General features: G+C 44.5%; 2 protein-coding genes. Both read right to left on the bottom strand.

From position 1 onward, the window contains the following. Window positions 1–11: 11 nt before the first annotated feature. A complete protein-coding gene (locus BUC10_RS09235) occupies window positions 12–14,336 on the bottom strand; it encodes a T9SS type B sorting domain-containing protein (protein ID WP_084732598.1) in 14,325 nt (4,774 codons plus the stop codon). Between the two features lies 1 nt (window position 14,337). After that, window positions 14,338–16,398, bottom strand: coding sequence for a PorP/SprF family type IX secretion system membrane protein (locus tag BUC10_RS09240; RefSeq protein WP_073178652.1), 2,061 nt, complete (start codon window positions 16,396–16,398; stop codon window positions 14,338–14,340). Window positions 16,399–16,402: the final 4 nt, after the last annotated feature.

Below are 16,402 nucleotides of genomic sequence, written 5' to 3' on the forward strand. Positions count from 1 at the left end.
AGGTTAAACTATCATCGTCGATATAGGGTAAAATGTCCAACTAATTCTCTGTCATCATTTTCGCCTTGAAGCTTAATGATGTACCAGTAGTCTCCTGTTGGGAGCTCACTGTTATTATAGATTCCGTTCCATCCAGAATCGCCATAACCCATGCGATAGAGCTCTCTACCATAACGATCAAAAATGATCATTAGTACGTTAGGGAAGGCCTCCAGATTGTCAGGCAACCAGGTATCGTTCATATTGTCACCATCAGGGGTAAAGAAGTCTGGAACCTCAATATCTATGAACTCCATAAATATTTCCATGGTTACTTCACAACCATTCTGATCTATGACCGTAACCTCGTAGGTGTCTGTGCGGTTAATGATGTACGTATTGTCCGTTCCATTGTCAACACCATCAAAAATGAAAGTATAATCTTCCAAACCTCCCGCAGCTGTGGCCGTAATCTCATTGATGTTGCTGTTTTCCAATACCAAGGTCAAAGGTTCAAAACCAGTTACGGAGAAATCAATGGTATTGATACAACCGTTGGAATGTGCGATGGTCAAATAGTGATCGCCCGGTGCAATATTGGTAAAATCAGAAGTCAACTGTAAGTCGGCAGGGTCTGTTGAATCTATGGCATACATCACCTCCCCAATAACGGTTTGATCTTCAAACTCGATATCCAATCTGTTGGTAGGCAAATTGCCATCACACTCATATATTGGTTCCACCAATGCAGCTAGGTTAACCCCAGGATTGATTTCCACGAATACATTGGTTTCACAACCTTGGGCATCCCTTACAAATACCACCTGGGTTCCTGCAGCAAGATTTTGGAACAAGATTTGATCTTGAACGTAATCTGCATCTGCATTGGAGTTCAAACTTGTGAAATATGGAGCTGTACCTCCTGTAATATCCAATTCAAAAGAACCGTCGGCACTATTGAAACAAACTTCATGCATTACATTTATGGCTTGAGCCTGTAGCGATTGTGGTTGAATAATTTCGAACTGGAAGGTTTCAAAACATCCATTACGATCTTGTGCAATTACATCATAAATACCAGGCGCCAAATCTGTGAATGTACCTACGGTATCAAATTGATCAAGGTTCGGCGTTATCGCATAGAAGATTTCACCAGTTCCACCAGAAACTTCAACGGTAATGGTACCATCTTCCAATCCAGAGCAGGTAACATCCGTAGACTCTTGCCTGTCTATTTGCAACGGAGCAGGATCAATAATGTCTATGGCCAAGCTCGTTGCATCACAATCCATACTTGTGACGTGTACGAAATACTGTCCCGCAACAAGTCCACTAAAATCGCCGGTAGGCTGAGGCCCAGCAACGGAAGCGGTAAGCCCCGCATCCGCAAATAGCTCATAGGAGTAATTTCCTAATCCACCTACGGCCGTAGCCCTTATTATTGCAGAAGCTTCTCCAGTACAATTTATGTTGGCAGCACTATCGTCAATTACCATATCCAAAGGAATTATTGGGTCTACGGTAACCTGATTGGAAATCATAGCCTCACAACCAAAGGCATCCCTAACATAATATTGATAAGCCCCTGCGGGTACGGTAAAGTTATGTGTGCTTCCACCAGACATATTGCTGTAGACAACACCATCCAAACTATACTGATAAGGAGCGGTTCCCCCTGTAGCAGACAACTGAATGTCGGCTTGGGTGGTACAGGTCAATTGGGAAACTTGAATTAGGTTCGCCATAACCTCAACAGGTTCTGAAATGGTTACTTGGATCGTTTCAACGTCACAGCTCCAACCGTCAGATACTGTAATACTGTATATACCGGCACCAAGATTGTTAAAGGCTTGACTGGCTTGTCCTCCAGACGTTGAAACAATTGTTGTTCCGGTTGGGTCGTAAACGTTCAATTGATATTGATACACCCCTCTACCGTTCAGCACATTTTGAGCTGTTACCGTGGCATTGGTATCACCAAAGCAAACCAAATTGGTCGGCGTAGCATTAATATCTGCTGTAATAGGTGTTGGTTGGGTCAAAGTAATAGGCTCATTGATGGTACAACCAGCACCGTCAACAATCTCAACATCGAATAAACCTGCTGAAAGGTCTTGGAATACAAAGCTTACCACATTGGACACATTGTATACTTGGGACGTTGTGGTGTTGGTCAATTGAATATCGTAAGGAGCGAAACCACCTGTCGGGGACACTTCAATTTCACCCAAATTGTTGGCACAGGTTACATTGGCCACCTCAATTGGGGTAGCAGACAGCGCCATATCCGGTGAAGCGATGGTAATCATGTTGGAATCTTCCACACACAGCGGGTTTGCAGTTTGCGTTACTCGCACGTAGTAGTTTCCACCAGAAAGTCCTGTAATAGGTCTTGGGTTCACACTAGTATCCGTGTTTACCACGGAACCAATAGGATTGTTGGCACCATCAAAAACCTGATAACTGTAAGTTCCTGTATATCCGGTTACGTTGATTTCCAAGGCACCATTGGTGTCACCAAAACAAATGGCCGTAGCCGTAGGTGTGGCAACTACATCAATTAGATCATACGGAGCGATGTCATACGGAGTTGTATCAAAATAACAACCCGTTGCGGTATCCGTAATCCTGAAGGTGTAGCTTCCAGGTTGGGTCAGTTCAAAGGTAGCAGTGACGTTTGTTGGAGTGGAAGTCATGCTTCCCAATGGGTTTCCAACAGGCAACAGTTCATAGGTATAGGTGTTACCTAGATTTCCGTCATCGGTTACCGTAATCAGCACCTCTTCTGGATTCGCACAGCTAATGGCCGTATTTTGGGTGACTACCGCTGTGATCACATTAATGGGTTGGATAGGTGCCACGATTGCGGTTTGCGCACACGAATTGGCATCCGTCACGAATACAGTTATGTTCTGAACAATGCCAGTGTCCACAATGTCAAAAGTGTTGGACGTCTGGAAATTCACGTTGTCAATACTATAGAGATATGGTCCAGTTCCACCACCAGCGGTAACCGTTATGGTTGATGTATTCACTGCATTGCTTGCGTTACAAGCGAAAGCTGTTGCTACCGCAGAGGCTGTCAACAAAGCAGGTTCGGTAACGGTCTCATCATGGAAATCATCACAAGATCTCGCTGAAATTACCCGTACTCGATAATCATCTGCAGGTAGATTGTCAAACACATTGCTGGTCTGAGCCGTCCTAAATGGAGTTGCCAAATTGGACATCTGGTAAAGCTCATAAGTATAGATCGGATGTACTGTGGTAGCAGGGTCCAATTCAACGGTAAGACTACCGTCGGAACCTCCATTACAATTTACTGGGTCCATCACAACATTTGAAATCACAGGAGTAACTGGGTCATCCAAATCTTGGGTGATCACAACTGTACACGGTGTGCCCGTTCCATTATCAGTTATGGTGAAAGTATATGTTCCGGATTGCGTTAGTCCCGTGAACACACCTGTACCATTTGTTGGCAGTGGAGTTGAGAGATCAGGGAAGGTAACCGCATAGGTAAAGTTGCCAGAACCGCCATTGACGGTAACAGTAATGTGACCTCCAGGGTCTACGGTACAGTCTCTTGGTTTAACCACTGTTGGAGTGGCGACCATGGTATCGAAAAGCTCAACGGGATTGGTAACCACTGGCCCACAAGACCATTGATCGTTAATCTCCACGGTATAAATACCAGCTCCTAAGCCAGCGAAAACAGTTCCTGTTTGCGGCGACCCTACAGGGGTGCCATTTCGCAATAATTGGTAGGTATAGTTACTACCTTGACCACCAGATGTTCCAACAACTTCAATTTCTCCCTGAAGAGCGGCACAGTTCTCTTGGTTTATCTGTAACGTGGCAGTTATTCCAATTGGATCCACCAAAGTTACATTAGACAACTGGAATTCACATCCGTTGGTATCAGCGACCCAAACTTGGTAAACAGTACCAGGCCCTACCCCACCACTTAATCCAGTAAATTGTGGAGAAGCTTGATAACTACCCGGGAAGGTTGGGGCTGGATTGGAAGCTAAATCTACAAAGTAGGTGTAGCCTCCCCATCCGCCAGCAGCGTTAATAACTTCAATGATACCATCATTAAGATTACATGTAACATCGGTCACTTGGGTATTGGCAGAGATGCCTACATTAGGACCTGCAATGGTAAATGATTCCGAATATACGCAAGCTGAACCTGGAGGATTGTTATCCAATACTTCAATGAAATAAGTTCCCGCGGCGAGTCCGCTGATGGTAAAGAGACCATCTGCATCACCACCGGCAGTTACCACATCATCAGCAAGATTGGCCGGTGTGTTGTTAACATCATAGTACAAGGTATAACTTGTAGCGGAGGCATAGGTTATTGCGGCTGCGTCTTGTAGATCAAGATCTACACTACCATCTGCATCACCAAAACAAGTAATGTTTGAGGTGCTTACCACTATCAAATCTAACACTTCAGGACTGGCAACGGTATGTGATGCACCCAAGACACATCCAGTAACGGTGTTTCTAACTTCAAAGTTATGTGTGCCAACGGCCAAACCAGTAAAGCTTCCAGACGGCTGGAACGATCCTGCAGGTAACAATCGGAACTCATAATTTCCAGGAGTGGTTGTGGAATTGGTAATTGAACCGGTTGCGGTTATGGTAATATTTTCACCGGCCAAACAAGTGGCAGCAGCGTCAACCGCTATACTTGTTGAAGTGAGCACATCTAGGGGCTGAATGACAACTGCATCTGTTTCAATACAATTGTTGGCATCCCTAACATATACGGTAATGTTTTGAACGGCTCCGGTATCGGCAACCGCAAAGGTGTTGGAAGCTTGGAAATTAATGTTGTCCAAACTATACTGGTATGCACCCGTTCCATTAGTTGCGGTAACTGTTATTGTAGAGGAATCAGGATTGTTGCCTACAGTACACACAAATGGGGTTGCAGAGGCAGAAGCTGTCAAGGCAGCTGGCTCTGTAATGGTTTGTGTCAGCGTTGAGGTACAGCCATTAGATGCTGTAAGTCTAATAGTATAGGTGATTCCGCCAACACTTCCTTCTAGTCCTGTGAACGAAGCCGTGTTTCCAACAGGCGCCGTTATTGGGAAGGTTGCGGAACTACCAGGTCCAGAAATGATTTCGAAGGTGTATGGACCGATTCCATTGTCCACAGCTTCCACATCAATGGTTCCATTATCATCTCCACTGCAAACCACATCCGAAGTAGCGGTAATGTTGAATGAAGGGATGATAGCAGGATCAACGGTAATATTGAATACTCTTGTACAGGGTGTTGAGGTATTGTTATCAAATATCGTGATCGTATAATCTTCTGGGGTGGTGGTTGTAAAGTCAAATGGGTTGCTAGGCAAAGCAGTCCTGCCCACCACGGTTCCGGTTCCATCCACGATTTCGTAGTCGTAGCTTCCAGATCCTGACAGCACATCAATAGTAATTCGGGCATCAGGGGTTACAGAACAATCCAATAGTTTGGTCAGGGCCACATCAACTTCCAAAACAGGATGAACAGTGACCGAACTAGTGTCGCTACAGCCATTGCTGTCCAGAATGGAAACGGTATAGGTTCCAGCAGAGACATTGTTGAAGATGCCTCCATTGTTCAAATACGTAGTTCCTCCATCAATGGAATAGAATATTTGCGCAGCACCACTGGTCGCATTTACGGTTACCGTAGAAGGATCTGTACAATTATCCACATCAATAGAATCAATTGTAGGATCAGGGGTCAACGTTAGCGCAACATTACCCAATGGCGATGAACAACCATATTGGTCCTCTATTGTTACATGATAGTTTCCTGCAGGTGAGTTGGAGGGTATCTCAACAGGGTTGTCAGAAGTTGAGGTAATGGTCACAAACGGAGCAGGACCAGTTACGGTGTAAGTATAGGTTCCACCCCCACCCAATGGGTTTTGGATCTGGATAAGCCCTGGGTTATCACAGCTTATGTTTTGAAGTGCAACAGGTGTTCCCGTCAATGGATCCAATTCATCTAAAAGTTCATTTTCCGTTGCCCCAACACAACTATCAGCTCCAACGCCATCCACCTCAACAACTTCGATGAAGTAATTTCCGGCTCCAAGACCTGTAACGGTTACGTCTTGAGGAGAAGAATACGCAACATTTCCACCACTATTCGCTACCATTACTGGAGCACCAGAGGTCATATCGTAAACTGTCCATCTAAATTGAGGCCCGAATGGGGCTTGGTTGTCGGTTATCGTGTAGGTAATGCTACCATTTGTAGCACCATCACATGATGGGGTTATAGCTGAAGTAATTTCCAATGGAACAGTTATCAGGTCGTTTACATTGACATTACTTTGTCTAACGCAACCACCGCTGTCCCTTACATAGAACACATAGGTTCTTCCAGGAACTAAACCTGTCCAAATATGCTGACCATGACCCGGAGTAACTGGGTTTCCAAGATTGTCAACGTTATCACCAAGGAACCATGCCGCTAAGGCCGGGTCAAAATTAGCTGGATCATCCGAAAATGCATATTCATAGGATGGAGCCCCTTCTGAACCTTGGACGGTTACTTGAAGTTCATTACAGTTCACTACCAAGGCAGAAATGGTGATATCCAAATCATCCAACGGATATGGAATCATAAATGGTGGGAAATCGGTCTGACAAACGGTATTGCCCAATCCATCTATGGTTCGCATGGAAGGATTTACGATGTTTCCGGAGTTGTACCCGGTAATAACATCTGAAGTGCCAGGAACACTGTTGTCTCCAGCGGTCCAAGTGGCCCCTCCGTCATCACTGAATTGAATTGTTCCCAAAGTAGTGGGGTATGCTGTAAACTGGAAACCAAAATCATTTGGGTCACCGGTACATGCCGCTGGGGTTACTCCAGATATAGTGGCAGTAAGCTCATCAGGGTTGGCAATGTTGACCGGAGTTTCACTCACCGTACAGCCTGTAGCATCAGTCACATTGATGGTATAGTCCCCGGGCATTAGGTTGAAATATATTCTGGTTGTGGCCAATACGTTAGTATCAGTTTGATCACTGGCACCTGCATTATCCAAATCAATAATTTGAATTGTAAATGGACTTATACCGGATGTAATATCCACTTGAATGGAACCTGTTCCATCATGACACAATGGGTCTGTTGGGGTATTGGTTATGGTCAATGGTGTTGCTGGATTAACGGTAACAGTTTCCATGAATTCACAGAAAGGTACCGTAGCCGAGTTGTCCCTTACATACACATCATAATCACCCTCATTTCCAGCCGCAACAGCAAAGGTGTTGGTTGTGGAAAACAAGCCAGTTGGACTTGTAGTGGTAGGAACAAATGCGTATTCCAGATTAGGGACACCACCGGAAGCGGTAACGGTAATGCTACCATCGGCACATGTGCTTACATCTATCACATCAACAGTGGCCACTAGGGCATCAGTAATGGTAACGGGCTGCAAGGTGCCAACACATCCAAAACCGTCTCTAACATTTATGGTGTAGTTTCCAGCGGTCAATCCACTAAAAGTATGGGTTGTTGCAGCAGCGGGGTTTGGGGTTATCCAAGGACCGCCGTTCAAACTGAACTGGTAATCACCGTTACCATTGGTTACATCAACCTGGATTGTTCCATCATTGCTTCCACTGTAACATGCCGTTGGCGTACTTGTGAAAACAATAGGGTTGAATGGGTCCACGGTAAGGGCGGTATCGATAGGGTCTTCACAAAGATTGTTGTCCCTTACTCTTACAATATAATCTCCAGCAGCAAGACCTGTAAAGACGTTGGAATTTTGATAGGCAGTAATTACACCACCAACGTTATCTTCGAGTTGGTACTGGTATGCTGGTGTTCCGCCTGCAGCTGAGGCCGTGATTGTAGCACCACCATTCGTACAGGTCAATACTGAGGTAATTGATGCTGATGCAACTACAGCAGCTGGTTCGGATAAAGTTTGGTTCAAGGAAACAAAGCAACTGTTGTCCAGCACATCGCGGACTTCAATGACGTAGGCTCCGGCCACCATGTTATCACCTGTTAGCGCATTTGAAATGGTAACTGGACTGGTTGTAGAATTGGTGAACGGACCAGAAGTACCCAAACGATATTCAAAACCATTAACAGCATCAAAATTCTCTACCTCAAAAGTGATGGAACCATCATTATTTCCATTACACGAGATATCCGAAAAAGCCGTGATGGCAGCGTCAAAAGCATTGCCAGCTTCTATGTTGACATCCACCGTAAGAGAACCAGCGCACACTTCAGGAATTTGAAATGCCTGAATGTCATCAATAGCAATATCATTACCATTGATAACCGCGGAATTGGTTCTAATTACAATGTCCAAATTTGTGTTTGCTCCTGGATCTAGGGTAACCGAGTAATTCTGCCAGTCGTTGGCGTTGTTATTTTTTGGAACGTTTCCGGTAGTAGTACTGGCGATAACTCCTCCACCGCCATCAACAAGTTGTATTTCAATGGACGGATCTCCGCCGCCTGAGCCAGAACGCAATAGGTTAAAGGCCCATAAGGAAACGGTAATATCCCTGTTTGGAATTACCTCGACCCCTGTTTTTTGATAGACAATTCCACCCACGCCGGCAACACCCCCAACGTTTATGGCCAAGAATCTACCATTCGCATTTCCTGTATGGTCATTTGGACTTAGCCAGGAACCATAAGGGTTTACGATTACCTGGGTAACCGAATATTCCCCATCCTGAATGTGCGTGTCCGTGCCAAAACCGCAAGCACTAGCACTTCCGTCCTGTGGCTCGTAGCAATATGCAGGGTCAATTTCTGAAATGGGTGTATTTACACCGGCACCGAAATTTTCGGACAACAACACACTTGGTGAAGGCGGAACATTGCTGGTATAGTTTACTGTAATGGTATGGGTTCCCACCGCAACATTATTAAATACGTTGGATGTTACCGGGGTATTTGGATTCCCATCAATTTCATAGGTGTAATCGAAGCTTGGACTATCTGGTGTGACCGTAACAATTCCTTCTCCATCACATTCGTAATCAATTGCTGTGGTGACGCCGGGAGGTGTTGGTTCGGGGTCAACGGTCACGTTCATCGGGAAGGTACAATTGTTGGCATCCCTAATAAAGATGGTATGCGAACCTGGAAGCAGGTATCCGATTGGAGAGGCCACATAATTAGTGCCTCCATCGAAGCTGTATTCATAAGGAGCGGTTCCGCCGATAGCATTGGTGATACGAACCTCCGCACCGATTCCAGGATTACATTCGGCCAACTGGGTTACAGCGGCAGAGGCTGACAAGGTAAGCGGTTCGGAAATACTATAGATTTGTGCGATATCGCAATTGTTGGCATCCCTAACACGGATGTTATAACTGCCAGCCAATTGGTTCACAAATGTGTTTGAGGATTGGTAGGTTGTCCCGTTGTTTATGCTATATTCATACGGAGCCTCACCGCCAGTCGCGGTAATTGTTATCGTGGCCTGGGCTTCTCCACTACATTGAATTCCAGTATCCGCAATGGAAAGGGCCAAGGCCGGATCTTGGGCAATGGTAATATCATAAGAAGCTTCACAGAACCCAACATTTCCGCTATTGTCCCTTATATAGACATCATAGTCGCCGGCACCTGTTACAGTTATTGGATTTGTGGTGGCAAAATCACCTGGGCTTGGAGCCACTCCATCGCCTACAATGGCATAAACATAGTTTCCGTCACCACCTGTTCCGGTTACTGTTACATCAGTTGTGGTTGCACATGCAGTAATATTCGGTGCAGATGCGATGACACTCAATTCTGGGTTGATCGTGATGCTGGCCGAATCCGTACAATCATTGCCATCACGTACGTCGATGGTATAGGTTCCGGATGTAAGTCCGGTAAAAACGTTTCCGGTCACAAAGGCACCACCATTTAAGCTATATTCATAGTTCCCATCTCCGCCAGAGGTTACATTTGCGGTCAAAGTCAGCCCGATGGCATCATCAAAACAAGTGTCGTTGGGAACTATTGCCAATACCGGTGGAACCGCCGCAGTTAAGCTGAATGTTGTGGTTTCAATACAGCCATTTGCATCTTCAACAGAAGCCGTATAAGTTCCAGATTGGGTCAACCCCGTAAAAGCACCTGTACTATTTGTTCCAAATACTGAGGCGTCGGGATTGGTCAAGGTAAAAGTGTTTCCTCCCCATCCACCGGTGGAGCTGAGTGTAACAGTACCGTCAGTCACACAGGTTGGTTGTGTTTCAGAGGCGCCTAGCGTCAAAGCTGCAGACGGAGCATTTACTGTGACATCTGTGGTAGCCGTACAATTAGTTAGGTTATCGGTTACGACAATGGTGTAAGTTCCATCATCCAAACCGGTAAGTGAAATTGTTCCATTAGTTTGGTTATTGGCTGCAAAGCTGGCAGGTCCGGTTACCGAGTAGTTGTAATCTGTGTTGAAATCCGATACGGTAAAATCAATTTCACCATCAGTATCGTCAAAGCAGGTGATATTGCTTACTAGGCTCCCTACCACTGCAATTTGAGAAACAGGATTGATGGTAAATGACTCATCATATACGCAGCCTTTGTTGTCGGTAACCCTAAATGTATAGGTGCCGGGCGTCAATCCGTCAAAATCGGCGGAGTTTCCAGTAATGGATGTTGCCGCTGTTGGTGCCGGAGCGGTAATCTCGAACACAAAGGGGGTGTTTCCGTTGACAGCGGTTACGGTTACATCTGAGGTAAGCGCCGGACAGTTTGGGGTTGAAGCAGAAAAGGTTAAGTCCGTGGGGGGATTTAGGGGGTCTAATGTTATGGCATTTGTTACAAAGGTACAGTTGTTGGCGTCACGAATTGTGATATTGTAATTGCCATCTGTTAAGTTGCTAAAACGCTCTGCCCCTACACCGTTGAAAAAGTTTACACCGTCAATACTATATTCATAGGGAGCCGTTCCACCCGCAACGTTCTGCGCCTCTATGATTCCACCCTGCAAGCAAGTATAATCCTGAATCATTGTAGCGTTTCCACTTATTCCAGAGGTGGGTCCTCCAATAGTGAAATTTTCATAAAAGAAACAGTTGTCCGTGGTCCCTGAAGGACGCTGTCTTATCCTTACCGTATAATCACCCTGTGCCAATCCGGTAAAGTTTCCGGAGTTGTTGTTGGTAATGGTATTTCCGAGGTCATCCAAAAGTCTAAATCGAACATCATACCCGTTAGAGTTGGTAATGTTTATCGAAATGGTTCCGTCGGCAGCACCAAAGCAGATTTCGTCGGTTGTTGACGTGGTGTATTCAACCGAAGCGGATACCACTATAGATACCTCATTTGAGATATATGTACAGTTGTTTCCATCTACAACAATGAATTCATAATCACCCTCCTCACCATTGGTGAAGGTAAAGTCGTTTGCTACCTGATATGCACTACCGGGAATATCTCCCACACTTGTATACAGGTCTGAGCCATTGTAACTCCAAATGGCGTAGGTGTAATCGGGGTTTGGGAACCCACCAGTGCCGGTTACGGTGATGATACCATCCGTACAATCTATATTCTTTGTTGTAAGCGCTGTAACGGCCAGGTCAGTAACATCGTTGATGGTTACCTGTTCGTTGTGTAAACACCCATCATCGGTTCTAACCTCAACATCGTAAATTCCATCATTAAGGTTGACGAAAGTATAATTGTTGTCAGTGCTTGGACCAAAGGTGTCCACTACAGTTCCACCTTGAGAAATCTCATAATAATACTGTGCTTCTACGTTTAAGACGGAAATTTCAATTTCCCCTAAACCATTACAGTCCGTGTCTTTGGTGTCGATATCTACTTGGAAATCCCTGTCCAGAATACCTATATTGTCCAAAACAAAAACGCACCCATCGGTAACGCCCTGTTGTCTCATCTCAACGGTATAGGCACCATTTGCAGTTATATCAAAACTTGGGTTCGGGTTATAGGCCACTAATACGTTCCCTGATGTCTGGTCGATTAGTCGATACTCATAATCAATAGGCATGTTGGTAACGGTAATGTTCCCGTTAGTGTTACAGATGATATCGCTGGAAGTGTATTGTGGGTCTAATGGGTTTTTGAAGACATTAAAGTGGAACCTTCTAAAACAACCATTCTGATAGTTGATCACCATTCTGTATTGGCCTGCGTCAGAAGCCAAAAAGTCGTTCCCCGTACCAACGTTGTTCCAGGTACAAGAGTTGTCTGTATTAGCGCAATCTGGCGTTGAAGCAGAACAACTGGTCTCGTCAAGCAACTCCCATTCAATGCTGTCGGCATCAGGGATGTTCACTTGGATCAATTCGGTGTCGTTCAGTCCACACAGGAATACCTCTGGAAGTTCGCTACCATCGTTAGGACAAATAACAATTTCTCCGTCTACAGTATTGCTTGTGTCGTTGATTAAAGTGGTGATGGGATTGGTGAGTCCCGCGCCTGCAGAAAACAATTCTACAATAATAATTTCTGTAAAATCCTTACAGGGGTCAGCTACTTGTTTATCAACAATATAGGTCCCTGGTTGGTCCACCAAAAAGGTGCTTGGGTCGTTGTCGGCATCGCCGTCTGTAATTACCGTATCACCTGCATCAATAGCGCTGTTTCCATTGGTATCCAAATACCAGACGTAGGCATCAAAATTATCACCGGCATCAAGCAGCACATTGGCACCACATAATTCTACGGTTCTTGTAAAGTTACAGGCAGTAAGATCATCCAAAAGGAAGTTGGTTGCCCCTGGTGTGGTGAACCCACAATCGTCAAAATCGGATACACTGGGGTCATCACTTATTTGGTTGGAATTTATTAATCCCTCATAGGTGGAGTATGCCAAATTCTCGATGATATCGGTACAGGCATCCACAAAATCAAAACAGTTTTCCGCCACGCGGACGCGCATTCGAATTTCGGATACGGGATCTCCTTCTTCCACCAAATTGTCCGGTATGGAAAATGCCACCTCACGGGTTGCTGCATTATAGGTATAGGTAACCCCAGTTGGAACCGTAATGGTTGTCTCGTCCAGGGTAACATTTGCGGGTAACACATCTCGGATTACATAGTTTGTTGCATCATCATTTCCAGTGTTCACAAAGGATAGCACGTAATCCAAATATTGGCCTAGGTTTACTCCCAAACCAGTAATATCGTTACCGCCAATGTCCTCGACTTTCTTTTCTAGAACAATGTCCGGTTCAATAATTTCAACACCAAAGGTTACCAAAAAAGAGGCAAACCAGTCCCCACTAGTCCCAAGTCTTAAAGTAGCACTGGTATCTCCGTTATCCAGAATACTGTTACTGGGGTTGTTTAGATCGAAAACATCAGAGTCAAAACCAATGGCGTTGGTACTGTTTACATTCCTGGAGGTAACGTTGGCCCCGTCTTCCGTAATGGTTGAATTAAAAAAGTTGTTGTTTGGGTTGGCACTGTTGGTAATGTCTGTGAATGAGGCACTACTATTGGAAATAATACCAAAAGTATCTCCGGAAAGAGAAGTTTCACCTTCCAAAGTACTCACACCAATTCTCGCATTTACAGGACCAACCGGGATGGTGTTAAATCCAGATACGGTGATATCTGCAGTACTGTTGCCGGACTGTGTAGTGATTCCTTCGTAGCCGTCAAAAACAGAGATGTATTTACCAGGAAGCGTTGGATTCTCATAAATCACGACCAAAGTCCATCCTGCGCAACCGTAACTGGTTGCCCCTCGTGTACCTCTGACGTTTGCCACAAAATAATCTCCTGTTGGATCCGCCAAAGAAGACAGAATGTTGGTTACATTTTTGTAGCACACATAGGGGTCGTTGGGCAGAATATTATACCCGTTTACAATAATATCATCTTCTTCTCCAACAGGATCGGCAGCAGTATCCGCTTGCAGATCTATATAGGTTGAACTTCCAGGAACCCTGAGTTTTACCTCTGTAACATCATAATGATTGGAATCATCCGTATAACCACTTTCATATCTACTTCTGTGATCACCGTCCCGTTCCACGTCGTAGTTACCGGCCCAGTATAATCCCGCCCAATAAATCTGGGAACAGTTTGGAAGTGTTAGGGTGGAGCTACTGGAGTTAAAGGTGGTAGGGTCGGAATCTATATCCACATACTCAACATGGAGACTATTGTTACTCCCGTTTCCATTGTATGGTGTGTTCACATCATGCCCGTTGGACACGGTGTTCATTACACTATTGGATAAGAATGTATAATCCCCTTTAATGTTTATGTAGGTGTCTCCGCCCACATTAAGTCGTGGCGAAAAAGGTACTTCCTGAGCGTTTACAGAAAAGCCCGCTAACCATATGCCCAAGAGGCACAGAACGGTTTTTAGAAAGCGATTGGTCATTTTAACTATTGGAGTTTGGTTTTACCCGCATGATCCACATTTCGTCATCATACGAGGCATTTAGTTTGGAATAGTACGAGGTGAGCGCATTGTTCCAGGTCTCATGTTTTTTCAGGTACACGTACCTGTAGTTGTTTTCTGGATTTATGAAATAGCTCGCGTTAAGCCCTTTGGCATTTAGTTGCTTAACAAACCTTCTTGCATTTGACGGTCTTTCAAATACGTTTGCAATTATGTAAAAGCCAGAACCCAATCCTGAGATTCTCCTAGTTGAGAATTTGATTGGAGCAGTTCGGCCTGTTTTGTTAGAAACATTTTTTTGAAGCGTGTTATCCCCATATTTTGAGGCATTTTGGCGTCTTGCGGCCGCATAATCGTTGTAGGCCCCAACACTATTTACATTCATTACCCATGCATCCCCCTGATAGTTTCCATTCATTTGGGTATGATAGGCTTCCAGAGCTTCAGTTTTTGTACTGTAGCCTTTTAGGTATACATAGTTGAGCCCGTTTTTTGGGTTTTCAAAATATCCAGCTTCAATTCCTTCGGCCTGAAGTTTTTGTACAAAAGCATCTACGTTGTCTGGATTCTTGAAAACATTGGCAATCAAATAATGTCCGCTTTCCACATTAGGGATGTTGAAGGACCTAAAACGACCAATTCTACGAGCTGGAGTTCTAGTTGTTTTATCTCTTCGAACTGTTGGGGTATTGGCAAGCTTGGTGTTTTTTGATTTATCCAGTCGGATTACTTTTTTGGCAGCTGTTGTATTGGTTAGCCCATGATTGGCCAATGGTTGTTTTGTATCACGGCGAACAGCAAGGTCTACACTGTCCATATTGGCAAAGTAGATTTCTTTCGCCTTGTCCTCTACCTCTGGCATTTCTCCACGGGTTTCCCTTCGGACCATTTTCATAACGGTTTCAAAGCGTTTTTCGAGGTCGCTGTTTCTGGTTCTTTCCATGGAGTCTTGTCGCATCAATAGCTCATCCAAGATGGCATCGTTCTCCGCTAGCTTGTTCTGTAAACGAGCTATTTCCAAATCCTTTTCAGTAAGGCTTAAGGAATCCTGAGGAACGTTTTCGGCCTGAACCAGGTCCTCATTTTCTTTCTCTAGCATTACCCGATCTTCCGTTAGGTTCGGAGTAAAAGAATAGGCCAGGGAGATTTCATGACTCACCCCAAAATTTTCGAAGTTGTCAGACAATCCTTTTTCTACCGTATATCCAAGGGATAGGTTTTTGTTCAAGTTAAAACCGAGTCCTGCAGATGCCCCATAAAAGTCGTCGTATCCGGCCTGGATCCAGCCTAATTTTGGAAGATCAAGGATAAGATTACCACCTAATGAAATGTCTTCCTCCCCGGTTTTTCGCACCCTTGCCAAAGGCATCAAACGCGCTTGTTCCAAGATGCCCGCAGCATTTTTAAACTGATGGGTATATTGTAAATGTCCGGAATAGGTTTTTTCATTAAACTCAGTGACGGATTCACTGTTCTTAAGGTTATAATCGAATAGATTTTCGGCATAACCTCCAAAATCAAAATTCCCATAGGAAATGTTGAAACCTGGTTGAAATAGAACCAGGGAACTACTTTCCAATGAATTTAAGAAAGGATCATCGTCCAGGGCATTTGCCCTATTTTGATTAAAGGCACTTTGATAATAGGAAACATTGGCGCCAAATGTGAAGTTGCTCTTTTGACTCAATTTAATGCCATAGGCATAGTTGGCCTGAACGCCGAAGTTGTTAAAAAGCCCTTCACGATTGGTAAATAAACTTAGACCAACACCACTTCTATCGCTTACCCTACCGCTGTAACTTAGAAAATAAACCTGATTGTTGTCATTAAAGGATACCGATTGGTTTCTGTGAAACAAATTGATATAGGACTTGTCTTCCCTAACCGTGGAAAAGGTTGGGTTGATAAGAAACCTGTTAAATTTCACCAAGTTTTGTGTAGGTACATTGTACTCCACAAAAGGAGTCTCTTCCTGGGCGCGTAATCCAGAAAGAGAAACAAAAATCAGGGTTAGTAATAGTAGAGGTTTGGTGGTGCGCATTAGG

It is taken from the genome of Flagellimonas flava (assembly GCF_900129665.1).
Classification (GTDB): domain Bacteria; phylum Bacteroidota; class Bacteroidia; order Flavobacteriales; family Flavobacteriaceae; genus Flagellimonas; species Flagellimonas flava.